At 60.3% G+C, this 25,541-nt stretch carries 22 protein-coding genes; 9 read left to right on the top strand and 13 right to left on the bottom strand.

Annotated features, from left to right (window positions below; all coding sequences use genetic code 11):
- Nucleotides 1-56 precede the first annotated feature (56 nt).
- The 8 genes from JL2886_RS15370 to JL2886_RS15405 form a co-directional block, all read right to left on the bottom strand.
- A complete protein-coding gene (locus tag JL2886_RS15370; RefSeq protein WP_065272802.1) occupies nt 57-788 on the bottom strand; it encodes a peptidase in 732 nt (243 codons plus the stop codon).
- Nucleotides 789-824: 36 nt separating this feature from the next.
- Nucleotides 825-1,622 (bottom strand): transglutaminase family protein, encoded by a 798-nt coding sequence (locus JL2886_RS15375; RefSeq protein ID WP_065272803.1) that lies wholly within the window; start codon nt 1,620-1,622, stop codon nt 825-827.
- Nucleotides 1,623-2,564 (bottom strand): alpha-E domain-containing protein, encoded by a 942-nt coding sequence (locus JL2886_RS15380; protein ID WP_065272804.1) that lies wholly within the window; start codon nt 2,562-2,564, stop codon nt 1,623-1,625.
- 1 nt (nt 2,565) lies between these two features.
- Nucleotides 2,566-3,990: a circularly permuted type 2 ATP-grasp protein gene (locus tag JL2886_RS15385; protein WP_065272805.1), complete on the bottom strand. Its 1,425-nt coding sequence runs from the start codon at nt 3,988-3,990 to the stop codon at nt 2,566-2,568.
- 259 nt (nt 3,991-4,249) lie between these two features.
- Nucleotides 4,250-6,307, bottom strand: coding sequence for a pyridoxamine 5'-phosphate oxidase family protein (locus tag JL2886_RS15390; RefSeq protein WP_065272806.1), 2,058 nt, complete (start codon nt 6,305-6,307; stop codon nt 4,250-4,252).
- 48 nt (nt 6,308-6,355) lie between these two features.
- Nucleotides 6,356-6,976 carry a glutathione S-transferase family protein gene (locus tag JL2886_RS15395; protein WP_065272807.1) on the bottom strand — a complete coding sequence of 207 codons (621 nt, stop codon included), beginning with the start codon at nt 6,974-6,976 and terminating at the stop codon, nt 6,356-6,358.
- 274 nt (nt 6,977-7,250) lie between these two features.
- On the bottom strand, nt 7,251-8,102 hold the full coding sequence (locus JL2886_RS15400) for a polysaccharide deacetylase family protein (RefSeq protein WP_065272808.1): 852 nt from the start codon (nt 8,100-8,102) through the stop codon (nt 7,251-7,253).
- Between the two features lie 44 nt (nt 8,103-8,146).
- On the bottom strand, nt 8,147-8,764 hold the full coding sequence (locus JL2886_RS15405; protein ID WP_197492322.1) for a TetR/AcrR family transcriptional regulator: 618 nt from the start codon (nt 8,762-8,764) through the stop codon (nt 8,147-8,149).
- A gap of 148 nt (nt 8,765-8,912) precedes the next feature.
- Here JL2886_RS15405 and JL2886_RS15410 point away from each other — a divergent pair, with 148 nt between their 5' ends.
- The 7 genes from JL2886_RS15410 (at nt 8,913) to JL2886_RS15440 (ending at nt 15,362) form a co-directional block, all read left to right on the top strand.
- Nucleotides 8,913-9,977, top strand: coding sequence for an ABC transporter substrate-binding protein (locus JL2886_RS15410; RefSeq protein WP_082996103.1), 1,065 nt, complete (start codon nt 8,913-8,915; stop codon nt 9,975-9,977).
- Nucleotides 9,978-10,036: 59 nt separating this feature from the next.
- Entirely contained in the window at nt 10,037-10,846 is an 810-nt protein-coding gene (locus JL2886_RS15415; RefSeq protein WP_237028384.1) for an ABC transporter permease, read from the top strand.
- Nucleotides 10,846-11,637 (top strand): ABC transporter ATP-binding protein, encoded by a 792-nt coding sequence (locus JL2886_RS15420; RefSeq protein ID WP_065272810.1) that lies wholly within the window; start codon nt 10,846-10,848, stop codon nt 11,635-11,637. The genes JL2886_RS15415 and JL2886_RS15420 overlap by 1 nt, the downstream gene beginning before the upstream one ends.
- A 24-nt stretch (nt 11,638-11,661) precedes the next feature.
- Nucleotides 11,662-12,429, top strand: coding sequence for an SDR family NAD(P)-dependent oxidoreductase (locus tag JL2886_RS15425; protein ID WP_197492323.1), 768 nt, complete (start codon nt 11,662-11,664; stop codon nt 12,427-12,429).
- On the top strand, nt 12,426-13,157 hold the full coding sequence (locus JL2886_RS15430; RefSeq protein ID WP_065272811.1) for an SDR family NAD(P)-dependent oxidoreductase: 732 nt from the start codon (nt 12,426-12,428) through the stop codon (nt 13,155-13,157). The genes JL2886_RS15425 and JL2886_RS15430 overlap by 4 nt, the downstream gene beginning before the upstream one ends.
- A gap of 15 nt (nt 13,158-13,172) precedes the next feature.
- Complete coding sequence (gene speB / locus JL2886_RS15435) at nt 13,173-14,144, top strand: agmatinase (RefSeq protein ID WP_065272812.1); 972 nt, start codon at nt 13,173-13,175, stop codon at nt 14,142-14,144.
- A 234-nt stretch (nt 14,145-14,378) separates the two neighbouring features.
- Complete coding sequence (locus JL2886_RS15440; protein ID WP_116560355.1) at nt 14,379-15,362, top strand: cyclase family protein; 984 nt, start codon at nt 14,379-14,381, stop codon at nt 15,360-15,362.
- 88 nt (nt 15,363-15,450) lie between these two features.
- On the opposite strand, the gene JL2886_RS15445 is transcribed toward JL2886_RS15440, so the two are convergent.
- From JL2886_RS15445 to JL2886_RS15465, 5 genes are all read right to left on the bottom strand, one after another.
- Nucleotides 15,451-16,017, bottom strand: coding sequence for a hypothetical protein (locus JL2886_RS15445; protein WP_065273753.1), 567 nt, complete (start codon nt 16,015-16,017; stop codon nt 15,451-15,453).
- Nucleotides 16,018-16,150: 133 nt separating this feature from the next.
- Nucleotides 16,151-17,485, bottom strand: coding sequence for an HlyD family type I secretion periplasmic adaptor subunit (locus tag JL2886_RS15450; RefSeq protein WP_065272813.1), 1,335 nt, complete (start codon nt 17,483-17,485; stop codon nt 16,151-16,153).
- Nucleotides 17,482-19,935, bottom strand: a complete 2,454-nt coding sequence (locus JL2886_RS15455) for a type I secretion system permease/ATPase (protein WP_082996105.1) — start codon at nt 19,933-19,935, stop codon at nt 17,482-17,484. The genes JL2886_RS15450 and JL2886_RS15455 overlap by 4 nt, the downstream gene beginning before the upstream one ends.
- A 69-nt stretch (nt 19,936-20,004) precedes the next feature.
- A complete protein-coding gene (locus tag JL2886_RS15460) occupies nt 20,005-21,918 on the bottom strand; it encodes a hypothetical protein (protein ID WP_133245385.1) in 1,914 nt (637 codons plus the stop codon).
- A gap of 237 nt (nt 21,919-22,155) precedes the next feature.
- Nucleotides 22,156-23,613: a hypothetical protein gene (locus JL2886_RS15465; RefSeq protein WP_065272815.1), complete on the bottom strand. Its 1,458-nt coding sequence runs from the start codon at nt 23,611-23,613 to the stop codon at nt 22,156-22,158.
- Nucleotides 23,614-24,323: 710 nt separating this feature from the next.
- On the opposite strand from JL2886_RS15465, the gene JL2886_RS19740 reads away from it, so the two are divergent.
- Nucleotides 24,324-25,013, top strand: coding sequence for a helix-turn-helix transcriptional regulator (locus JL2886_RS19740; RefSeq protein ID WP_082996106.1), 690 nt, complete (start codon nt 24,324-24,326; stop codon nt 25,011-25,013).
- Nucleotides 25,010-25,507 carry a hypothetical protein gene (locus JL2886_RS15475; protein ID WP_065272816.1) on the top strand — a complete coding sequence of 166 codons (498 nt, stop codon included), beginning with the start codon at nt 25,010-25,012 and terminating at the stop codon, nt 25,505-25,507. The genes JL2886_RS19740 and JL2886_RS15475 overlap by 4 nt, the downstream gene beginning before the upstream one ends.
- The last annotated feature ends 34 nt before the right edge of the window (nt 25,508-25,541 follow it).

Genomic DNA, 25,541 nt, shown 5'->3' on the forward strand with positions numbered 1-25,541 from the left:
CGGAACCCTATGGATGGCGAATATGCACAGAATATGGGCTCAGGCGTTCGGGGGCCTTAGATCTTGTAGGCAGGCAACCCGTCCAAGGCCTCTTTCAGCGCTTGTCCCCAGCCCGATGAAATCGCCTGATAGGCCGGATCGTCGATTTCAATCCGGGAAATACTTGTCTGATCAAAGCTGTCGTTGTCATACACGTGCACATCAAACGGCGGTGCGACGGAGAGGTTTGATTTGACGGTTGAATCGAATGAAACCAGCAAAAGCTTCAGCGCGTCTTCTGTCGACATTTCCGGTCCGAAGGCCCGCACGAGGATGGGTTTGCCGTATTTGGTTTCACCAATCTGGAAAAATGGCGTGTCTTCGGAAATCTCGATGAAATTGCCTTCGGGGTAGACAAGGAACACCGTGGGCGCGCCGCCTTTGATCTGGCCGCCGACGATGACAGAGGCGCTGAAGGCATCCGACGATTGCTGCCCCTCAGGGGTGCTGTAGGAAATCACCTCGCGTAGGGTCGAGCCGACCAGACGGGCCACCTGGAACATGGTGGGCTGGTTCAGAATTCCGGGATCACGGTCATCGGCGGCTTCGGTACGTTCGCGCAGCAGGCTGATCAGGGCCTGTGTTGTTGCAAGGTTGCCCGCCGTCATGATCGTTATGCTGCGCTCCCCCGGGACGCCGAACGTGAACATCTTGCGCGTGGAGGCAAAGTTATCGACACCCGCATTGGTGCGCGTATCCGACATGAAAATAAGGCTATGGTTCAGCCGCATCGCCACGCAGTAAGTCATAGGGGGTCACCAACAGATCAAGATCGCGAAACTTTCTTACTGCTGCACCTGTAAAGATACAATGAGTGACTCCTCACCGTGCCCTATCCGCAGGCCTGAGATCGGCGCAGCATCATGGGCGTCGCGTCCAATGGCAAGCCGCACATAGCGCTCGTCCGGTGAGATCTGGTTAGAGACGTCAAAGCCGACCCATCCCAGCCCCGTGATATGGGCTTCAGCCCAGGCGTGGCTGGCATCCTGATCGATCCGGTCGTCCATGACCAGATACCCGCTGACGTAGCGCGCCGGAAACCCCAGCAGGCGAGCCGCGGAAATGAAGATATTCGCGTGATCCTGGCAGACACCGCTGCCCTGACCCGCAGCCTCTTCCGCCTTGGTTTCGGTATGGGTTTCATTGAGCGTATAGGGCACGGCGCCAAGGACGGCCGCGGACAGCAGGTGCATCTTTTCCAGCTCGCTCCCCTGGTCCGGCACGCCATCTGCGATCGCTTTGATCAGCGGGCCAGCCTTGGTCAAAGCGGTGGATTGCTGGAAATACCAAAGCGGGGCGCGGCCATAGACAGGGCCAAGCACCCCGGCTTTGTCCTCGGTGTCCACCTCGCCGCGGGCGGTGATGGTCAACCCGGTTGCCCCTTCGTCTGCGCAGATCAGGCTGACGCGGTTACCGTGATGGTCACGATAGCTTGCCGCAACGCTGCCGTGCTCCACATCGATGTCCCAGTTCCTGACCTGTTGCAGGGGACCGTCGACAGGTTGCAATCGAACCTGTTGCAGGGCGCCGGAGACGGGATGATCGTAGATGTAGGTGGTGTTATGGGCGATCTTGATGCGCATCTAACTGATGAACCTGTATTCTTGTTCGATCCTCGTACCGATGTCGGCGATATCGATGATCGATTGCGATATGAACTCGTGAAGCCCGTCTTCGAAGATGGATCCGATGTCGCGGTGCTGCAACCGTGCCTGCAAGGCACGCGCGGCTTTCAGACTGCCACTTTCCTCGCCTCCGGTCGGACAGAGGGCCGCAAGATTCGAGGTGATGTTGCAGGCACAGAACGCCAGTGAACGGGGGAAGCGTTCGTCGAGCAAAAGAAACTCTGCGATGCTGGCAGCGTTGAAATCATCGTCAAACGCGTGCCGAAAGGACCGGTGCGCCGAGACCGAGCGCAAGATCATTTCCCACTGCACATTATCGAGCCTGCTTCCGACGAATGATGGCGATGGCAGAAGTGCGTGATACTTCACATTCACAATCCGCGCGGTGCTGTCCGCCCTTTCGATAAAGGTGCCAAGACGGCAGAAATTGTAGGGATCATTACGCAGCATGGTGCCGTGCAAGGCCCCGCGCACAAGGGCAGATTGATGCCGGATCGCTTCAAGCGTCTGCGGCAGGTCCGCCTCGGACACAGGTGTTTTAAGAAGATCCGTCAGCACCATCCAGGTTTCGTTCACGGCAATCCAGACTTCGGTGGTCAATGCGGTGCGGACAAGTCGCGCATTGTCTCGCGCTGCCTTGATCACCGACAGGACCGAGCTTGGGTTGCTTGGCTCCCGCAGCAAATAATCGCTGACGTTCTGGCTGGTGTATTCGAGATGCCTTGCGTCAAAGCCCTGTTTTTGCGCTGCGGCAACAATGATCGACCGCCAGTCCGATGCTGGATCCGTGGAGCGCGTCAGGGCAATACGAAACCCCGCTTCGATCAGACGTGCGGTGTTTTCGGCCCGTTCAAGCCCGCGGAACATCCAGTAAAGACCGCCTGCAGTTTTTCCCAGCATATCAGCTCTCCAGGACCCAGGTGTCTTTGGTACCGCCGCCCTGGCTTGAATTGACCACAAGGCTGCCCTCGGTCAGGGCAACGCGGGTAAGACCGCCCGGCGTAATGTTGATCTCCTTGGGCGAAACCAGCGCAAAGGGCCGCAGGTCGACATGGCGCGGGGCCAGGCCCTTTTCAGTGAAAATCGGCACGGTCGACAGGCTCAGCGTGGGCTGGGCAATATAGTTGGCCGGGCGCGCGATCAGTTTTTCCCGGAAGGCTTCGATTTCCTTCTTGCTGGCCGCGGGGCCAACCAGCATGCCGTAGCCGCCCGATCCGTGCACCTCCTTCACCACCAGGTCGGAAAGGTTATCCAGCACGTATTTCAGACTGTCCGGCTCAGAGCAGCGATGCGTCTCCACGTTCTTCAGGATCGCTTTTTCGCCGGTATAGAATTCAATGATCTCGGGCATGTAGCTGTAGATTGCCTTGTCATCAGCCACCCCCGTGCCCGGCGCGTTGGCTATGGTGATGTTGCCCGCGCGATAGATATCCATGATGCCCGGCACGCCCAGCATGGACTGGGGGTTGAAGGTCAGCGGATCAAGGAAATCATCATCGACACGGCGATAGATCACATCGACGGTGCGATATCCGCGTGTAGTGCGGACCTTGATCCGCCCGTCGATTATGCGCAGGTCGTGCCCCTCGACCAGTTCGACCCCCATCTGATCTGCGAGAAAGCTGTGCTCGTAATAGGCCGAGTTGTGAATGCCCGGCGTTAGCACCACAACAAAGGGACGCCCTTCGCAATTCGGCGGCGCCGAAGCTTCAAGCGAGGCGCGCAGGTTCTTGGGGTAGTCGCTGACCCGCTGCACCTTGATCTGGCTGAACAGCTCCGGGAACATCTGCAGCATCGTCTCGCGGTTTTCCAGCATGTAGCTGACTCCGGAGGGCGTCCTTGCATTGTCTTCCAGAACGAAGAACTCGTTCTCGCCCGTGCGCACGATGTCGGTGCCGACGATATGGGTGTAGACGCCGCCAGCGGGGGTAAAGTCGATCATCTGCGGCAGGAAGGCATCGTTTTGCGCAATTACAGAGATCGGCACGATGCCCGCCCGCAGGATTTCCTGCCGGTTATAGATATCGTGCAGAAAGGCATTGATCGCCCGCACCCGCTGATCAACACCCCGGGCCAGAGTGGTCCACTCCCGGTTCGAAAGGATCCTCGGTATCAGGTCAAAGGGGATCAGACGTTCTTCCGCATCATCCTGACCATAGACATTGAATGTAATGCCGGTGCGTCGGAAAAATCGCTCCGCCTCTTCGGATTTTTGGGCAAGGCGCACAACATCCTGCTGGTTGAACCATGTATGGTAGCGGTCGTAGGGACCCCGCACACCGTTTGAGCGACACATTTCGTCGAAAAATTTATCTTCACTCGTCATACCTAACCGTTGCCAGACACTTGGCTAAGCACAAGGCCTGACGACAGTGGCGCCTCTGTGGTGTCCCTATGATGCCTGTTTTTTGGGCGTGGGCGCGTGTTTATGGGCAGGCGCCAGATTGTGGCTCTGATCCCGCTGGGGTCTATTGGCCGAGAGCAGACGCAACGCAAACCGACCGGCAGGAGCAGAGAATGACTGAAGACGAGCTGTCAAATGTTAGTCCAAAGGCTGTTGCAACTCCGCCATCATGCACCTCCGCTCACAAGTCGAGCTCGATTGTGTCAGAGCCTTTGGCCGGAACCGAGCAACAGAGCAGTGTTTCACCCGGCGGCGGGGTGATAGACGGGTCCGTTGTATAGGTGGTGGTGCCACTTTTCAGCCGGGTGCTGCACATGCCGCAAGTACCCGAGCGGCAGCTAAATTCCGGCGTCAGCCCATGGGCTTCGGCCATTTCCAGCAAGGACCCGTCTTCTGGTTGCCATGGCATTTCAAACCCGGATTTCGCAAAGCGCACGACCGCTTGCTCCGCGGCAGGTTCCACAGGCTGAGGTGCGGTGGCTTTCTTGCGGACGAGCGATGACGGGCCAAACGCCTCGGCAAAGATGCGGTTGTCTGGGACGCCCAAGGTCAAAAGGCTGTCATAAATCGCCTGCATGAACCCTTCGGGTCCACAAAGGTGGAAATCAAAATCGTCGAGCCACAGCGCCTGGCGCAGGATATCATCGTCGATGACGCCGGTTTTCCAGACCGGACCTTTCGCAGCGCCCTTGGCGGGCTTTTCCGACACCAGCGGCAGGTAGCGGATCTGTCCGCCAGAAGCCTGCGCCAGTTCATTCAACTCTCGTGCGAAGGCCTGGACCTTGGTGTTGCGGGCGGAATGCAGCACCGTGATCTGGCGGCGATGCCGGGTGCGCAGACCTTCGCGCAGGGCATGACGCACCATAGCAACCATCGGCGTGATCCCGACACCGCCTGCGATCAGGACTGCGGGGCGTGTGGCAGAGGCATCCAGCGTGAAACCGCCGCGCGGCGCCTTTGCCTCCAGCTGGTGGCCAGTCTGGATTTTTTCGTGCAGGTGGCGGGAGACGCGACCCTGTTCCTCTTTCTTCACCGAGATCCGGTAGAAGGGTTCCCCGGGCGCAGAAGAGACGGTGTAGTTGCGCAGTAATGGGGTGTCCTCTCCGGGAAGCGGCACCCGCAGGGTCAGGAACTGCCCGGCCTCGAAAGGCAGAAGCGGCAGGCCATCCGCCGGTTCAAGGTAGAAGGACCGGATCTCCGCGCTTTCGTCCTTGATGCGGGACACCCTGAAGGCGCGCCAAGCGTTGCGGTGCTCTTCGGCCTTTTCGCGCGCATCTGCATCGGTCCAGGTGTCGGTCAACAGCGTGTTGGGGGAAAAGGCCCCTTGGCCTGCACGGAAGGGCAGCGCATTCTCGGTCCAGAGGCCATGATGGAAGGTGAAGCGCCAGCCGCGTTGCGCCCCTTGGAAGGAGGAGATGACGGGATCATCCGCTTCCAGAAGCTCTACGGTTCCTGTCAGCTGCAACAGGGTCCCGGTCGCAAAATCCGGGATCAGCAGCCCAGCACGCGGGTTCAGCAGGAAATTTCCCAGCGTGTTGTAGTAGTTGTTCCCCGGAAATTCGGGAATGGTCAGCGTATTGCCTTCGACGTGGATGAAACCGGGCCGACCGCCGCGGTGGGAGACGTCTACCCCTTCTCTTTCAGGAGTGTCGCCTGCCGGGATATGGCTGGAGACAAAGAAAGTATCGGCGGCTTCGATCAGCGACCGGACGCGTCCTTGCAGATCTTTGATCGGCTCTGACTGACGCCGGACGTCTCGGATGTCTGCCGCTTCGAGCTGGCGAAGCTGGATATACTGCGGGCAATTGCCGAAGGACTGGTCTACCTTCAGGGTGAGCGCCTTTTCGGACAGGGAGGCGATGCGGCCATTGACCCGGTTGCGGCGGCGACTGTGCAGTTCGATCCCCAAAAGGCCCAGCCGGGCCCCGGTGCGCAATTCCGAATGAACGGGGTCGCCCTCAGCAGCGGACAGGCTGATTGTCAGATGCTCGGCGTCGGGGGAGTGGATGAAGCCCGGGGCACCGGTCAGCAGGGTGGCCCAGGGCCAGCCCTCTGCATCAACGGCACCTGCCGCGATAAAGGGCAGCTGAGCGTAAAACTCCCGGTGCTGATCTGGCATGAATGGGCGGATAACCCGGCGGCCGAAGACTTCCATGGCGGCGCGTTTACCTGTGCGGCGCTGCATTTCCTGTTCGCCTTCGTGGAAGGGCGAAGATACGTTTGAGACAGAAGAAGACATCGGACCCTCCGGGGTATCTGTTGTTGTGATATGGGCAGTGCCCGGGAGTTAGGCTGCGAGGCCGACCTTGGTCACGGGCATGGCTTTGAAGCCTTTCAGACCTTCGACATTGGCCAGCAGGCGCCGCAGGTTCGGGTAGGCCTCCAGTGAGATGCCACCTTCGGGCGCATGCGCGCTGTAGGAATAGATGGCGATGTCAGCGATGGTCGGCTCGGTGCCCACCAGGAATTCACGACCTTCCATATGCGCTTCGATCTTGCCAAAGGCGGTTGCGGCCGTTGCCGCACAGAATTCTGCGTCAAACGGTGCATTGAAGACGTTGATCAGACGCGCTGCTGCCGGGCCAAAGGCGATCTCTCCGGCGGCGAGGGTAAGGAACTTTTGCACTTCGGCTTCCAGAACCGGATCGGTGGGCAGGAAGGACGGTGCGTATTTGCGCGCCAGGTAAACCAGGATGGCGTTGGAGTCAGCGATCACGGTGTCGCCGTCTTCGATCACCGGCACCTGACCGGCGGGGTTCAGGGACAGGAACGGCTCTGCCTTATGGGCACCTGCAGCGAGATCGACGGTGATCATCTCGTGCTCAATTCCGGCAAGGTTTGCGAACAGCTCTACGCGGTGCGAATGGCCGGACAGGGGGAAGCCGTGAATGCGGATTGGTTGGGTCATGGTCTTTTTCCTTGGATACTGATGTTTCAAGTAGGCAAGGGGACTCTATGCTAGCGTTCTTTTGGCGATAATTGACTTTCTTGCGGAATTACTGTGTACATTTTGTGGATTAATTTATCGCCGAAAGGATGCGCTTAACCGCAAGCACAGGTACGGCTGTTGCGCCCCGGACCTCTTTCACGGTCAGCTCTGGCGCACCACGACGACGTGGGGCCACCGACCGGCAAACCGGCGGCGCCCTTTCAAAATGGCTCACGTGGAACCGCGCCGGATTTTATCCGATCACTTCCGTTCTCAGAGTGTTGCTGTTGTCTCGCGCGTGCCCGGCGATCTGCTCCAAGGGCGCGAACCACACATCGCCCCGTTCCAGAATCGCCTCCAACTGACGCTCCATCTCGCGCCAGCGCGCCAGACGACCGGTCAGGAAGGGATGCAGGACCGGCATCCAGAACCCTCCCGCTTCGTACATCGCCTCGAATTCTTCAAAGAACGGCGCGATCCCCTCGCGCGGGCCGCGCACCGGCATCAGGTAGTCGATCTCGGCAAAATGGGCGAAGGGTGGCCAGTCGTCGGTGCCCCAATGCGGCGGCATCTCGATGATGCTGCCTGTGCCTGTTTTGACAAGGTAGGGCAGTTCATCCGCCATCATCGAGCTGTCGTATAGGAATTCATGCGCGATCAGCCGGTCCACCATCGCAGGCGTGATGCTATAGACCGGCGCGCGATAGCCGCGCGGTTTGCGGCCCGTCAGTTTGACATGCACCTCTAGGGCGCGTTCGAACAGTTCCGCTTCTTCGGCATCGGAATGCCCCATCGGATCCTCATGGCGCCAGGAGTGATGGCCGATCTCATGCCCGCCTTCGAGAATTGCCTCGACCGTCTTTGGGTAATTTTCCATCACCCAGCCCGGCATAAAGAAAGTCTGGGTCAGGCCAAGTCGGCGATAGGTCTCCAGAATACGGGGAACCGCCACCGTCGGCCCGTAGCGCCCCATGGAAATCGGCTGGAGCCGCAACTCTGCATCATCGCGGCAGGCATCCCGGATCAGGGAATCGGCGTCGATATCAAAGGTGATTGCGGCCGCACATGTCTTGCCATGGGGCCATTTGATGGGATGTAGAAACATGTGAATCCTTGTTTGGTCTTGCCGTGCGCCGGACTATCCGCCGGTCAGGACGTTGCGATGTGGAGCGAAAACAGCGCCTCAAGATCGCGGCGGAACCGACGTGCGATCTCATCACTGTTGATGTCGTCCGAACTGATGAACTGGATGAAGCGAGCGTTCTGAAGGTGGAACATCGCCTTGCCCAAGCCTTCTGCATCGACCGAGGGCGGCAGGTCCCCCGCCTCTTGCAGGGCCTTGATTCTGCGCACCAGCACCTGCGCCAGTTCCTGATCCAGTTCGAAATAGGTCTGGCTGAGCGGCGATCCCCCGTTGAGAGTCACCGCAGAAATCACCTGACGCCAGATCTCCTTTTCCAGGTTGGACATAGCGTGATCAACGATGGTCGATGCAAACTTCGCCGCGATTTCGATCAGATTGCCCGATTCTTGAGCAAGTTCACGGTCCAACCGGTCGATCAGCTGCGCATCGCTTTGCGTGACCATGGCAAGAAGAATGCCCGCCTTGGTGCCGTAATACTTGTGCACGGTGACGCCGGAAACCCCGGAGGCATCTGCGATTGCTTCGATCGTCGTCTTTTCAAACCCCTGTTTTAAAAAGAGTTTCCGGGCGGATTCGACGATGCGCCTTTGACGGTCTTCTTTCTGTCGTTCTCTCAAGCCCACGGTCGGATACTCCGGTTTTCTGCTGTTACGGAGCCATCTAATCAAACACCACGTAGGTTAGTCTACTTAAAAAATTAGTTGCATTAAGTTTTTTACGGGATACGGTTTTTACCAAGTTGCACCCGAAACCGAACAACGAGGAATAGCCATGCGTTCATTTACTAAACTTGCTTCAGCTGCCGCAGTGGCACTGGGCCTGGGCCTGGGGGCAGGTGCTGCCGCCGCTGATACTGTCAAGGTTGGCGTCTGTGTGTCCTGGCCCGGCTACGCGATGCTGGAGGTTGCCCGCCAGAACAATCTGATCCCCGACCACGACCTGCAGATCACCATCTTCGAAGATCCGCTGGGCGGGCACGCTGCCCTCGCGGCGGGTCAGCTCGACGTTTACGGCTGCACAGCGGATTACACCCCGCTGACCGTCGACCGTGGCACCGATGTTGTGAACGTGGCCTTCCTCAACCCCTCTTACGGCGTCGACCACATTATTCTGGCCCCTGATACCGAGGCCGCGGACCTGCCCGGCAAGAAGGTTGCGGCGCCGCAGGCCTATATCGGTCACCTGCTGATGGGCATCTGGCTGGATTCGCTTGGCGTGACCCCGGATCAGGTCGAATGGGTGAACCTGAATGCAGACGAGGCCGTGGGTCCGATGCTGTCGGGCGATCTGGCGGCAGCCTATATGTATGAGCCTTGGATCTCCAAGGTGCTGGAAGCCAGCCCGGGATCGAAAAGCGCTGTCAACACCGCCGATCCTGAGGTTCTGAAGACCGGGATCTTCATGGATGCGCTCTACATGAACAAGAACTTCATCGCTGAAAAACGCGATGTGGCGCTGGCGGTGCTGAAGGCACGCTGGGATGGTCTGGGATACTGGAACCAGAACGTGGCCGAAACCAACAAGGCGATGGCAGAGTTCCTGCAATGGCCGGAAGAGGACATCGGCTATGTAATCGGCACCAACGGCAAGAGCTTTGAAGGCGGCATCTACATGCTCGACTTTGATGAATCCGCCCAGCTTTGTGGTGTTCTGGACGGCGAGCCGCCCTTTGGGATGGCCAATGGTTCCATGGTGGATTCCGTTGCGCTGACCAATGACTGGTGGGTTAAGCTGGGCCTGATGGACAAGACTGTCGATGCCGCTGCCGGGATCGACTGTAGCCTGATGGGTGATCTGGCCGCCTCTGGCTATCGTCAGTCTCTGACCGCCAATTAAGCCAAAAAGCAGAAGCGCCATCCGGTGCTTCTGCCCCTTCCGCCACAGGAGGTAATCCGGTGCCCTCGCCAACCCGCTCCAAACGCTTTCTGGAAATCCGCATGCCGGTCACCCGTCGGCAACGCATGGTCTCTGCCTTTGGCATCTGGGCCGTGTTCTTTGCCGTCTGGACCTTGGCGGCGGCCACCGGACTGGTGAATGACCTTCTGGTCCCTTCGCCGCAAAAGGTGTTCAGCGCCACCTATGATCTCTTCGCAGCACGCGATTTCGCCAGCGATGTGCTCGTCTCTATCACCCGCGTTGTGGTGGCCTTTGCCATGGCCTGCGCCGTTGCAGTGCCGCTGGGGGTGATGATGGGCACCTTTGCCTCGGTCGAGGCAATCTTTGCCCCCTTTGTCTCCGCCTGGCGTTACCTGCCCGCGCCGTCCTTTATCCCGATCCTGCTGATGTGGTTCGGCACCGGCGAGGCGCCCAAGCTGGCGCTTTTGTTCATCGGCGTCATCTTCTTCCTGATCACCCTGATCATGGATCACACCAAGAACGTGAGAAAAGAGCTGATTGAAACCGCTCTGACATTGGGCGCAGACCGCTACGTCGTGGTGCTGAAAGTGGTCTTTCCCGCAGCCCTGCCCGATATCGTGGTGGCCATGCGTCAGATGCTGGCGATGGCCTGGACCTATCTGGTGATCGCCGAGATCGTCGCCTCCACCACCGGCATCGGCGCCATGATGATGCGGGCGCGCCGCTTCCTCAAAACCGATGAGATCCTCGCCGGTATCATCGTCATCGGTGCCCTTGGCCTGCTGTTCGACCTTCTCTTTGCCGCGCTGCACCGTGGCCTGTTCCCCTATCTCAAGGAAAAACGCTGATGACTGCGACGCTGGTTGATATCTCGAACCTATCCAAGGCGTTCGACATCGGACGCGGGCAGAAACTTCAGGCGGTGCAGGATGTGTCATTCTCCGTCGAGAAGAACTCCATCTGCGTGCTGCTTGGCCCGTCGGGCTGCGGCAAATCCACCATCCTGCGCATGATTGCAGGGCTTGAAACCGCAACCGAGGGCGAGATTGTCGTCGGCGGGCGCAAGGTCGACGGGCCGGGGCGCGACCGGGGCATGGTGTTCCAGGCCTATACCTCCTTTGACTGGCTGACGGTGCGCAAGAATGTCGAATTCGGCATGAAGATCAACGACGTGCCCGCACATGAACGCCGTGAACGCGCCGAGCATTTCCTCAATCTGGTTGGCCTGTCCAAATTCGCCGACGCCTATCCGTCGCAACTGTCCGGCGGCATGCGGCAGCGCGTGGCCATCGCCCGCACCCTGGCCAATGATCCCGAAGTGTTGCTGATGGATGAACCGTTTGGCGCGCTTGATGCCGAAACCCGCTGGCTGATGCAGGAACTGATGATCGACGTCGCGGAAAAGACCAATACCACCATGGTCATCGTTACCCACGACCTGGAAGAGGCGATCTTTCTCGCCGACAAGATCGTTTTCCTGTCGAGCCACCCGGGCCGATTGAAGGAAGAGATTGTCCCGAGCTTCAAGAACGGCGCGCGCATCGCCGACAAGGAACGCATCGTGCGCCTTGAGGGCTACGGTGCACTGGAAGAAAAACTGATGCGGCTGATGCGCGAAGAAGGGCACCGGGATGAATAAGCCAAGCACAGACGGAGGCGCAGCATGAGCGTGAGTTTCGATTTTTCCGGCAAATCCGTTCTCGTCACAGGCGCCAGCAGCGGCATCGGTTATGGCGTGGCGATGGGTTTTGCCAAGGCAGGCGCTGATCTGACGATCCTGTCGTCCAGCGATGCGATCTTTGACGCTGCAAAAGAGATGCCCGGCAATGTGCAGGCGATCAAATGCGATATCGCAGACGCCGCAGCGGTGACACAGGCGCTGGCCCATATCGAGAAACTGGACGTGCTGATCAACAATGCGGGATTGGAACGCCCGACGCCCCTGACCGGCAAGAACCCCGACGGCAACGCCACCTTTGAACAAATCGTCGGGATCAATATCACCGGCACCCAGAATGTGACCGATACGCTGGTGAACCGGATCAACGACGGTGGGCGGATCATCATCACCGCCTCGATCTGGGCCAAGACCGCAGTGGGCGGGTTTTCGGCCTATGTCGCCTCCAAACACGCCAATGTGGGGCTGATGCGCACATGGGCGCAGGAGCTCGGCCCGCGCGGCATCCGCGTCAATGCCGTCTGCCCGGGCTGGGTCAAGACCGGGCCTGCGATGAACTCCCTGCGCGAACTGGCCGAGACCAGTGGGCAGAGTGAAGAGGAATTGTTGCAAGAGATCGTATCTGCACAGGCCATCGGCGGGCTGATGGAACCGGCGGATATGGCCGCGACCTATATGTTCCTTGCCAGCGATGGCGGCGCGAATATCACCGGGCAGGCGATCAACGTCGACCGGGGCGAGGTGATGGCATGAGCCTGCAAGGCCAGACCGCGCTAGTCACTGGCGGCGCGCGCGGTATTGGCCGGGCGATCTGCCTCGCGCTTGCAGATCTCGGCGCGGAGGTCGGGTTCTGCCACTATGACGATCCCGAAGCCGATGCGACTTTGGCCGCCATCAACCAACGCTCGCGCGGTTTTGCCATGAGCGCCGATGTCGCCGATGAGCAGGCAGTCGAGGGGTTTTTCGACGCGGCCTGCAAGGCCCTTGGTGCGCCCGACATTCTGGTGAACAACGCGGGGATCCTGCGCGAAAGCCCCTTGGCCGAAACCAAGGCTGCGGATTTCGACCGGGTCATTGCGGTGAACCTGCGCGGCAGCTTCCTGGCCTCCCGCGCCTTTGTGCGCCGAACGGACAGCGGGCGGATCATCAATATCGCCAGTGATCTTGGCCTGCTGGGACGCGAAAACATGCTGGCCTATACCGCCTCAAAAGGCGCCATCATCACCATGACCCGGACGCTGGCGCGCGAACTGGCGCCGGGAATCCTGGTCAATGCAGTGGCGCCGGGCTCGACGGAAACGGATATGACCAGCCCCCAGAACATGAGCCCCGAGGCCATTGCCAAGGATCTCGACACACCGCTCGCGCGCTTTGGCCAGCCGCGCGAAATCGCCGATATGGTCGTCTTTCTCGCCAGCCCGCAAAGCGGTTTCATCACCGGGCAATGCTTTGGCGTCAACGGCGGCAGCGTCATGCTTTGATCAAGGATACCCCCCATGACTGACTCCTTCTTCCACCCGGTTTCCGGTTTCGATGTGCCGCGCTTTGCCGGTGTTCCGACCTTCATGCGCCTGCCGCACCTGTCGCTTGATGATCCGCGCCTGAAGGACGTGCAGGTCGGCCTGATCGGAACCCCGTGGGACAGCGGCACGACCAACCGCCCCGGCCCACGCCACGGACCGCGCCAGCTGCGCGACATGTCGACAATGATCCGGGCGCAGAACGGCGCTACCGGTGTGCGCCCGTTCGAGATGGTGAACTGCGCCGATCTGGGCGATGTCGGGCCGAACCCGGCGGACCTGCATGACAGCATGGACCGGATCACTCAGTTCTACGATCAGGTCGTGGCCGCCGATGTCATCCCCCTGACCGGCGGCGGAGATCACCTCTGCTCCCTGCCAATTCTGCGAGCCTTGGGTAAAAACGACCCCTTGGGCATGATCCATTTCGACAGCCACACGGACCTCTTCAAGGATTACTTCGGCGGCACCCAGTACACCCATGGCACGCCCTTCCGCCGCGCCATCGAAGAGGGCTTGTTGGATCCAAAACGGGTCGTGCAGATCGGCATTCGCGGTACCACCTACGACAGCGAAGACCGTGACTTTGCCGATGCGGTGGGCGTGCGGGTGATCGCGATCGAGGAGTTCCATGCCCGTGGCCCAGAGGATGTGATGGCCGAAGCCCGCGAGATCGCAGGTTCGCAGCCGACCTATGTCTCCTATGACATCGATTTCGTCGATCCGGCCTTCGCACCGGGTACCGGTACGCCCGAGGTCGGCGGCCCGAACTCGTTCCAGGCGCTGCAGGTTGCCCGTTTGCTGAAAGGGGTGAACATTGTGGGCGCCGATCTTGTCGAGGTTTCGCCGCCCTTCGATCAAAGCGGCGCGACCGCCTTTCTCGGGGTCTCCATCATGTTCGAGATCCTGTGCAACCTGGCACTGGCTCTGGGGGAACACTCAGAATAACTTGGAGAGAGACAGCGCATCGCGGATTTCCAGATGGCATGTGGCCCCGTGAAATGGGTGCCACAGACCAATAGGAGAGGCGGAGCGCTTTTTCTGCTGCATGCAATGTGACGCAATCTGCTGGGTCACCATTGCTGACGTGGTATCAACACTCAATTGCAAAGCGCACGGTTTTTCGCATCAGGCACCCAGGCGATGCTTTTCCGGATTCGAAAAGCACCTGAGGAAATCGCAATGCGCTTCACAACTCTACTGGCGGCCACGCTTGGCCTTGTCATGGCCGCGCCCGGCTATGCCGGTGACAGTACCCCCACCGTCGGCACCAGCCCCTGGGGACCCAAGGATGAACTTGGCGCCTTGAACCTGATGACCGAAGACACTCGGGCAGCGATCCTGTCCCGTGTTGCGGGGGGGCAGGTTTTCGACCTTTCCGTCGAGTATTTCATCGGCATGCCTGGCTGGCACGCGGCGGGCGATCCCCGGTATCAGTTCTGGATGACCCATACCCCGCGGGGCGCCGCGATTGATGACCCGCTGGGCGTTGGCCGGGATATCGGCGAACACGTCAGCTACACCGGATCGGCGGTGTCGATGTATACCCATACCGGCACTCATATCGACGCCCTGAACCACTTTGGTCTCAACGGTGAGATTTTCAACCATTTCAGTGCGGATGAACATCTGGGCGATACCGGTTGGAAGGTCACCGGCGCAGAGACGATCCCCCCCATCGTGGCCCGTGGCGTGCTGATCGATGTCGCCGCGGTTAAGGGTGTGGAGATGCTGAACGAAGGCTACCGCGTCACGCAGGCGGATCTAGAGGCCGCGCTGGAGGCGCAGGGAGTTGCACTGCAAAAAGGCGATGTGGTCCTGATCCGGACTGGACGCATGCAGGTCTACGAAGAGGCTGACCAGTTCTCGCACAACCCGCCGGGTCTTGGCATGGAAGCGGCGCGCTACCTTGCCGAAGAATCCGGTGCGATGATCGTCGGCGCCGACAATCTGAGCTTTGAGGCCTTCCCGTCAGAGGTCGAAGGCAATTACGTGCCGGTGCATACCTACCTTCTGTCGCAGGTGGGCGTTCCGATCATCGAACTCGCCTATCTGGAAGAATTGTCCGCCTCCAAGGTTTACGAGTTTGCCTTCGTGGCAGGCTCGCTCAAGCTGCGCGGTGCGGATGCGGCTCCGTTGCGCCCGATTGCAATGCCCCTGCAATAAGGCGCCGGACGGGCGGCTGGAGGTCAGAGGTCAGCCGCCCAACATTGTTTTTTGGATCGCCGCCCATCAGGTGTGGGGCTCGGATGGCTCAGCCTTGCTCGGTCATACGGTCCGATCTTTGCGCATGCCGTTCCGCCACACGCGCCCGGGATGCGGCAAGATGTGCCCGCGCAGCGCGAGCCCGGTCCTGTAGCCTGTCATCAGGCACTTCAGGTGGGAAGCCGCACAGAACGTTGAAGCCTTTGTGGTCAGTAAACGCCCACTGAGCTGCCAAAAGCTGGTAGCATTTCAGATCCCAACCCTCTTCATCCGGTTCAAATCGGATACGCCAGTTGCCCCGTACCTGAACCGGCAGGCGCAGCCGCCGGATCTGCATCATGGCCTCGTGGCCGTTTGTCGCCGTGCGCAGCCCCTGTTCCCGCAGTTTCTTGATCCGATGCAGCAGGCCTGCTGCCTCAGGTTTGCGGCGGCCGGCAAAAAGCACTTCGATCTCTGCGTCGGGTCGGACGATCCCCTTGATCAGCAGATCTCCCCGGTTGTTGCGGTTGACCACGGGGATCAGCTCCACAGGCACATCGCGCAGCTCACGCTTGAACAGGCCGGCGTCTTCGCTTTGCGGAGTCACGTGCTTTTGTTCTAGGCGTCTGTTCGTCATGCGAATGTCCGGGCGCTGGTTCATAGGGCAGACAGGGCGATAAATGCTATCGTCCTGCTTTCACCCGAAGATTTACCGCGCGCCGGTTAACAGGGCATTGAAAACAGTGTCTTTCTGCGACCAAGCCACGGGATCATTGCTCCCGGAATGCGCGTGACATGCTGTCCTTCACCGGTTTGATCAGATATTCAAAGAAGGTCCGTTCCTCGGTTTCGATCATGATGTCGGCAGGCATCCCGGGCACCGGCGCGAAGTGCGACACCCTCGCATATTCCGCTGACGACAGATCAATATGGGCGACATAGACCTCGCGGGCGATGCCCTGCGAGGTGTCGGTGATGGAATCCGCCGACAGGTAGCTCACGTGACCGGTCAGCATCGGCGTGGTGCGCCGGTTCAGCGCCGAAAGCCGTACCGCCGCGACCTGTCCGACGCGGATACTGTCGATATCAGTGCGCGGCACCAGGGTTTCGATCAGCAGGGGTGCATCGGCGGGCAGGATCTCGGCGATGGGTTTGCCGCTTTCGATGACGCCGCCAGAACTGTGGTAGTAAAGGCGCACGATGGTGCCGTTGACGGGCGCCACTACGGTCGAGCGGGACAGCACGTCCTTGGCCTTGCGGGCCTTTTCGCGGATCGTGTCCAACTCGGCCTGCACGGCCTGCAGCTCGTCCAGCGCCTTGCGCCGACGTTCCGTGGTCAGTTTTTCGATCTCCAGCTCAAACTTAAGCCGGGACCGTTCTATTTCTTCAACCTCTGATTCAATCCGTGCGATATGGCCGTCTGTCTCCAGCATTGCGCGGCGCACATAGTTGAATTCGGGGCGCCGGATCAGGCCGCGTTCCAGCAGGGCTTCCTTATCGCTTAGCTCTTCGCCGAGGTTCACGCCCCGCGCGCGATAAGCGGCCAGCTGCGCCTTGTAGCCCTTGCTGCGGATTTGAAGCGAGGCGATACCGTTCTCCAGAATCTCCAACTCCTTTTGCTGCATGTGCCGGGCCGAGGCAAAGGATAGCCGCTGATCCTCAACGATTTGGGCCACCTGCTGGTTCTCTTTGGCCAGTTGCAGAAGGCGGGGGGAGAACGTGACCTCCTCCGCCTCATCGTATTCGGCCCGAACCCGCGCTTCGGCGGCCTCAAGCCGCGCCTTGCGGAACTCCATTTCGCGCAGGTCGGCCTGCGCCGCTGTCTGTTTCAGCTGGATGATTTGATCGCCCTTGCTGATGCGGTCGCCCTCGGAGACAAGGATTGCTTCGATGATGCCGCCTTCCAGGTGCTGGACGATCTTGTTCTGGCCGGTGGCGACGAAGCTGCCCTGTGAAATCACCGCCGCCGCCAGCGGCGCGCGGAAGGCCCAGGTGCCAAAGCCGCCAAAGGCGATGGCAAAGAGCGCGATGCCAAAGATCACATGCTTGCGGATCGAGCGGGGCACCTCGTGGTGCCATTCCATGAGATCGACGGTCTGTGTCATTGCGCGTTCCCCCCTTGTGTGGGCGTGGTGCCCCCTTCGGGACCACGGGCGTTGCCTTGCTGGAAATTGGCCAGCTGCTTCAGCACTTCATTGCGATGCCCCATCAAGGCGACATTGCCGTCCGACAGCAGCATGATCTTGTCGACCACACTCAGCAGCGTTGGTTTCTGGGTGATGACCACCACGGTGATCTTGTTCTCCTTGGCGTGCTGAATGGCGCGCGCCAGCGCCTGATCACCCGCGACATCCAGGTTCGAATTCGGCTCGTCCAGAACCAGAAGCCGCGGATTGCCAAAGAAGGCCCGGGCCAGGGCGATACGCTGTTTCTGCCCACCCGACAGGGGCGATCCATCCGCTGCCACCATGGTTTCATAGCCCTGCGGCAGTGACGCGATCATGTTGTGCACGTCGGCCAGTACCGCAGCGCGGTGGATCTGTTCGTCGGTGGCATCATCGCGCATCCGGGCGATGTTCTGTTTGATGGAGCCGGGGAACAGCTGCACATCCTGTGGCAGGTAACCGATGTTCTCGCCCAGCTGGCGCGGCTCCCAGTTGCGCAGATCCATCAGGTCAAGCCGGACATTGCCCGAGGTCGGCAGGATCGACCCCACCAACATCTTGCCCAGTGTCGTCTTGCCCGCGCCGGAATTGCCGATCACCGCCAGCGTATCGCCGGGTTCCAGCGAAAATCCGACAGCGTTCAGCACCACCTGTTTGGTGCCGTTCGGGACATATAGCAGCCGCTCCACATCCAGCCGACCTTGTGGATCGGGCAGGCGCAGCCGTTCGAACTGATGGGCAGAGCGGGTGAGAAGGTTGGAAATCCGGCCATAAGCCGAGCGCGACAGCAGGAAGGCGTTCCAGCCTTCGATGGCGCCTTCGACCGGGGCCAGCGCCCGGCCGGCAATGATCGAGGCAGCAATCACCATGCCGCCGGTAATCTCTCCGGCAATCGCCAGATAGGCACCCCAGCCCAGCATGCCGACCTGTGTCAGCAGCCGCACACCGCGGGACAGGGTGGCGGACATCACGTTGCGGTCTTGCGCGCGGACCTGCGAGGTCAGCGAAGCCGCAGTGTCGCGGCCCCAGATGGTGACCGCCTCAGGAATCATCGCCAGCGCGTTGATAATCTGGCTGTTCCGGGTCATGGAATCGAGGTGCATATTCGCTTTTGACTGCGCCAGGTTCGCCTCGGCAAAGGGGCGCGCGGTCATTTTCTGGTTCACGTTTGCGATCACCAGCAGAACGATTGCCGTTCCCGCAACGATATAGCCCAGATGCGGGTGCACCAAAAAGATCGCGACCATAAAGATCGGCGCAAAGGGTACGTCGAGAAAGGACATCAGCGTGCCGGAGGTGAGGAAACTTCGCACCTGCTGCAAATCGCCCAAGGCCTGATACTCGCGCCCGGATCCATGCAGCGAGGCATGCGCCGCCGCGCTCAGGATCGGCGCGCCAAGGCGGGCGGCCACCTCGACCGCGGTGCGCATCAGCATGAAGCGTCGCACCGCGTCAAAGACTGACTGCAGGATCACCGCGCCGGCAATCACCAGCGTCAGCATGATCAGCGTATCCACCGAGCGGCTGGTCAGCACGCGGTCGGAGATCTGAAACAGATAAAGCGGGATGGCCAGCACCAGAACATTGGTGGCGCAGGTCATCAGCATCACGAAGCCCATGTTCCGCCGAACCGCCACGACGCCTTCGCGCAGGCTCTTTTCGTAGTTCTGTGGTCCAAGCCGCCGGTGGAACCGTGCAGGCCCGCCACCGCCGCCATTGCCGCCTCCGTTGCCGCCATTGCCGCCACCATTGGCAGGGGGCTCTGCGGCGTCGTCCTGCTTGCGCACACGGGTATTGATCTGCCCCTCTAGCGTTGTCCCGCCCAGCCCGCGGGCCGGTGGGGTCATGCGGCCCTCCTCGGGGGCTTTCTGTTTCGCTCTGGCAGTCTGTAAGGCCTGAGAGATCGGCCCGGCCTTGGGGGCTGGCCGGGGGTTGGAGGGGGGCGTGGTTTCGGGCGCGACTTCCGGGTCGGCAGCCTTCATCGTCTCAGGTGTGATCTCGGCCTCTACCGGGGTAGGTTGCGGCATTGCGAGAGAGGGAGGGCTATCGCTTGCGGCAGGTTCGTGGCCCGAATTGGGAGGCGCCGGTTCCTCGGTGGGTCGGCGCATGTGGCGTTCCAGGCAATAGGGCGCGGGATCCGGTTTGGCCTCCGGCTGCTCCGGCCCGAACCGTTCCAGCTTTTGCTGGTCTTGATCGTCGGTGACCAATGTCAGAGTGCTTGTTTGCTCTTCCTGTTGCGGAGCCGTGGCTACGGTGTGCGGGAAGCCTGCGGTTCGACCAGATTTTAGTGAGGCTGCGGCCTTTGCCTGCAAGACCTGCAGATCTTTTTGGTTGTCGATTGCTTCTTCTTCCTCGGTGCCGCAGCGTGCATCGTATTTGGTAATTTTCATGACACTCCCCCTGTGTTTCGTCCCTGTTTCTCGTCCGTGTGTTCGTCCCTGGTCTCAGTCCCTATTGGTTCAGGCCAGCACCGTCTGCATGACATCCAGATGTGCGGGCGCATCGTCTTGAACCGCGGTTGACGCGGCTGTGTGATCCGCATCTGCGGCGTTTCCGGTGGCATTCAGATCGGTCAGAAAGGCAACCGCTTCGCTTGCCAGTGGCGCTTCGGGGCCGGGGGCAAGACGCACATCGGTGGGCGGCGCATCGCCGGAAATCAACTGGGCCTGGTACAAGACCGCGTCCGAAAACACCGATCCGCCCGACATCACATGAGAAGGCAGACCATTGTCGAAGATCGTGGCCAGATTTACGGTCGCATTGGCGCCCGCGCTGACCATTGCCGCATCACCCGGAGCCTCTGGGGGCTCGGGGCCGTCCGGGGCGTTGGGAATGTCGATCAGGTCGCTGTCGGAGAGGACATTGATTTGGGTGACCGCGCGCATTTGGATGAGGTCGCCGCCGACATAAAGGACGCTCAGCACCTCCTGCGGGGCCCAGAGGCCGCTGTTCAGAACCGGCGACAGATCCGGCGCTTCGGGGTCGAACCCATCCAGCAGGGCGCGGAAGTCCCCGGCGAGGGCGCTGATCTGGTCTTCTCCGGTATGGGTGATCGACGCGCTGTTGATCAGCGCGTTGTCCGAGCTTTGGCTGGCTGCGCCGGGCTGAGAGGCGGCGGTCGGCGCGGGGTGGGGCAGCCAGAAATCTTCATCCAGCAGGATATTGGTCTGCGAAATTATGTTTTGCGAAATCATGTCGCCGGCGACAAGGATCAGGTCGTAGGCCTGACCAAAGGTGCCGGTGAAGTTGAAATTGACGGCTTGGTTTTCACCGGTGGACAGGGTGGTTTCGCTGCCGGAGGTGGTGAGGGAGACCGTATCCTCATCCCGGATCATATTGATCTGGTGAATCCAGTCATAGGTGATCAGGTCGTCTTCGATACAGGCGAGGGTCACCGGGCCGGGCAGACTGCCCGCGCCGCCGGTTCCGGGCGGGGCGGTTTCTGTCGGCTGTCCGTCAAAGCTGGCTGCGTTGATCAGCTGGTTGTCCTCTTCGGGCCGCGCAGCGTCATCCCGCAGCACGTTGACCTGCGAAATTACATCCAGGCTGGCCACGTCGCCCCCGACCGCGATGACGGCCGCATCGACGCCACCGCCGCTGATTATCGCTTCGTTGAGAGCGAGGTTCTCACCAGTGGTCTGGGTTGGGGTGTCGGCCGCCTGTGGTGTTTCGTCCGTTTCTGTTTGGGCATCGGGTTGCAGGGGTTGAGGCAGTGCGTCCTGCCAGGCGGGTAGCTCCGGCTCTGCCTCACCGTTCACTGTCACACCCTGCAGGGATGTGCCCGTGGCGATATGGACTGTAGCGGCCGGTGTCTGCGCCGCAGCATCATCGGCGCGGTCGAGGATCTGCGTGACGATCGTTTCGCCCACCTCGGCCGGGCTTGGCAGGCCGTTCTCCTCTGCCAGATCGTCAGATTGACTGGAAAACTGATCGGTAGCGAGGGTGACGGCCTCAGGATCCAGCACCTGCAAGCGCGCGGCCAGTACTTGCAGCTCCATCAGGTTCTCGCTCTGAGTCTGCACGAAGCCCTGAGCGGTTTCTGCAGATATGTTCAGATTGTCCTGATCCACCAGCGTGTTCACCTGCAATGTAACATGTACGGAAGCGCCCGGCGGCGGTGCTGCATGGACTGGCGGCAGGGCGCCGCTCGGCCCGGCAGCACTGGCCTGCTCCAGCGGAGGCGCCAAGGCGCCTGACGGCAGGTGGACATCAGGCGGTGCCAGAGAGGTTTGCGTAAGAGGCTGTGGCGCCTGGGGCGCGGGTGTCGGTGCCGGAAGGCTGTAAGGCGTGGCATCCTGAGCCTGCGGGGCGTAGCCCTGTGGGCCGTAGACGAAATCGCGGGCTGCGGAGTGTTCCTGCAGCAGGTCGAGCATCTGTTTCTTTTGTTGGAACCGGAAGCTGCTATATTCAATACGTGAATGTGTATTTTCGGTAACCGTTTGAAAGAGGCCGATAAAATATGCGATCGCTTCTGTCGTCTTGTCCATAAACATGGCGGACGCTACCGATACGGAAAAAGAGTTTCGGGGCAAGCCCGCGCGATAGATACGCCGCGCGGGCCGGTTTCTGGTGGGGTGCCGGCACGTTGTCCGACACCCCCGGCTGTGGGGTCAGCCGTCGTCTTCGCCGGTCAGGGTGTAGGTCGAGTTCAGATCGTGACCGACGGTGGTCATGTCCACGGTATTGCCAAGGACATTTGCACCCATGGTGATCGACTGGTTGAACGCCGTGGTGTCCAGGATCGCATCTGCCGAGGCATAGGATTCGCCTGTAACGAAGCCGTCATCCCCGTTGTGCGATCCCCACATGCCGCCGCTGCCGCCGCTGCCGCCGTCACCACCGACGGCCATCGCTGCGTCGCCGCCGATCACCGAGGAATGGGCCGCGCCTGCAGTGGTGCTGCCACCAACCGCGCTGCCGGTTGCGCCGCCTGCACCACCGGCTGCGCCGGCTGCACCAGCCGCACCAGAGGCTGCGCTGGAATGTGCGCCCGCAGCGATCCCGCCGCCTCCGGCCATGGCGCCAGAGCTGGCCGCCGCGATCGCCGCAGCCGCATCGCCGCCTTCCAGGAAGTCGAGCAGGCCAAGGTCAATACCACCTTCGACCGCTGATGCACCTGCAGCCGCGCCACTGGCCGCTGCACCGACACCGACGCCAACATTCACGCTGGTGGCATCGGCCGCGCCGCTGGCGCCGCCCTGAGCAGAGGCTGCGCCGCCGCCGCCGCCATCACCGGATTCGACATCGTCGGATTGCGACCAGCCGCCAAAGGCTGCGCCAAGCGCGTCACCGCCGCTGGAACCGGCGTCTCCGCCGCTGGAGCCGCTGCCACCTTCGGCCGCGATGCCTTCGTCAGCCTCTGCCGAGCCACCGGTGGCACTGCCATTCTGGTTGAAGCCGGCGCCGGAATTGGTGACATCCGGATCATGCAGCGAGTCGTTGTCATTGAGCTTGTTGTTCATGACGTTGACGGTGCCGACATCATTGCCCGGGCCGTTGAGAGCATTGTTGAGCAGGTTTTCCAGGTTCACGTCATCGCCGATGTCGTAGTGCATATCGCCGTCTTCGGTCATCAGCACATCACCAATCGAGGAGCCACCCTGCACGTCGATGTCGGCAAAGTCGTCATCGTTGGGCATGTAGCCTTCCATATCGATATCGATATCCACGTCCACGTCCGTATCGGTGGTGTGGGAGCTGTCGGTGGCCGTGCGACTGATATTGGTGTCGCTGTTGGTCGTCGTGGTGTTGTTGTTGTTGGTGTTGCTGTCCGTATTGGTGTTGGAATCGACGTCCTCGTTGTAATCGTAATTCCAGTTGCCATTGGCGTTACCGTTGGCGTTGCCGTTCAGGCTGGCGTTGCCATTGAGGTTCAGGTTGCCGTTGCCATTACCGTTGAGGTTGAGGCTTTCCTGGGACTGCGCCTGACCCTGACCTTGGCCCTGGGCTTGCCCCTGACCTTGTCCTTGGTCCTGGTCCTGGGTTTGTTCCTGATCGCCGTTGTCGTTATAGGTCACCGGGCTGTTGTTGAACCATCCGAGCGCGGTTTGATTGTTTTTGATAGACATTACTTTGGTCCTTTATCGGTTTGCCCGCTGCGACCGTCAGTCATCTCTAAAACGGCCATCTCCGGGCGGTTGAGTTCAGCCGGGCATGTGTGTCCGGCTGGCTTCGGGGAACGCCGCCTTCAGCAGGCATTGGCATTCCGGGCGCTGCAATAAGCGCTGGACCAGAGTGCGCGTGGACCGGGTGAAAAAATAGCTGGATGAAATATTAATGCTCGAACCGGCGTGGTTTCTTTCCGCTTAGAACAAATGGGCAAAGTTTGTAGTGGGATTCGGAAAGTCGGGCAGGGGGCTACTACCGATTCGGTCTATTTCAGCAGAAGCAAGCCCTTTCCGCAAAGGACCCAGGTCAGCGGCTGTCAAGAGGATGGTCAGCGTCGCGTCGACTGAAAAAATGTTAGTTAATATAGCGTTAAGATTTTCCTGATGCAGGGCGCTCGCCCCGGGGGCAGGCGGCTTCGCGTTAAGTCTAAAGGTTAATATAAATTAGAATTTCACCTCTTGGTTCGATTTGTGTAATGTTTATTCAGAGGTGGTCGCGCCTAACAGCGCCGGGGGGCCATCCCGATGGGGGAAGCTGACATTACCGGCGACAAAAACCGCACCCTTGCTGTTGAGGATTGCGACAGACACCCGATGTAAAAATATTGCAACATTTGAAGCCGGACTGTTGAGCAGTCGGTCCCGACCTCGATGGGTTGTGGAGTAGTGTTATGAGTGTAAAGTCTATTACGATCCTAGGCGGGGGGGCGACCCTGTCCGAACAATGTGCCCGTGTGATCAAGCAAGAATATGCGGGTGTTCAGCTTATTCGGCTGAAGAGCATCGACCAGTTGAAGATTCTCGAACATTCCGAGGGCATGACTGTTCCCGGTCCAACCTCCCTTGCGCTTGTCGAGCAGGAGGTCATCGAAGAGGATATCGAAAAGGGCCTTGAGGCCGTCAAACTGCTGGCTCCGAAACGGGTGGTTCTGGCCTATCACGACGATGATGTCGCTGCCGAGTTCTACCGGCACGTGCGCGGACGGCAGGAGCTAGGCCGTTTCGGGTTCCTGCCGATGAACCTGCAGCTTGATTGCTGGCTGTCGATGCTGCGGTTGCTGATTCTTGATCAGGGCTGCGTTCCGAACGCGCTATTGGCCAAGGTGCGGCCTCAGGCATCTTCCCGGGTGAGCGAGCAAGTCACCGGCGGCTGCCGCTGCGCCGACGCGAACCTCACTCCGCGCGAGAACGAGATCCTGCGTCTTGTGGCGCGGGGCAAGCAGAACAAGCTGATCGCGGCCGATCTCGCGGTTTCGGAGCACACGGTGAAACTGCACATGCACAATATCATGAAGAAGCTGGGCGTGCGGAACCGGACCGAGGCTGCCGGGCTATACTTTAGTGAGGCTAGGACCGGATGACCCTGGCGGCCGATCAGAACTTTTCTCAATTGCTGATGTTGATCGGTCGCCTCAACTACACTTGGACCAATACCGAAAGCCTGTTCATCCATCTGATTGCGGGGCTGACCGATACGGATACCGAAGCGGCGCTGATCATCTTTCTGACGCTCAACACCACCCGCGCCCGGGTCGAACTGGTCGAGCGCCTGGTCAAGCTGGAGCGCTGTGACCGAGAACTGCGGGGGCGGGTGCTGGAGGCGACCAAGCTGATGATGCGCCAGTCGGCCCTGCGGAACAGGTACAATCACTGCATCTATTCCTTTGACAAGGACGCGGGCATGGCGCGGACAATTCTGATGCGCATTTCCGACCGCAAGGACCGGCTGAAGATCGGGCAGACAAGTGATGTCGATGATCGCGCGATAGAAGAGATCGAACGCACGATCGCCACGCTTCAGGACGTTAACAGCACCATCTGGAAGATCGTTCAGGATTACGGGTTTCCGACCTGACAGGGCCGACCAGGGCCGTCGCCGCGCCCGTGGA

The organism is Phaeobacter gallaeciensis (assembly GCF_001678945.1).
GTDB classification, from domain to species: Bacteria; Pseudomonadota; Alphaproteobacteria; order Rhodobacterales; family Rhodobacteraceae; genus Phycobacter; species Phycobacter gallaeciensis_A.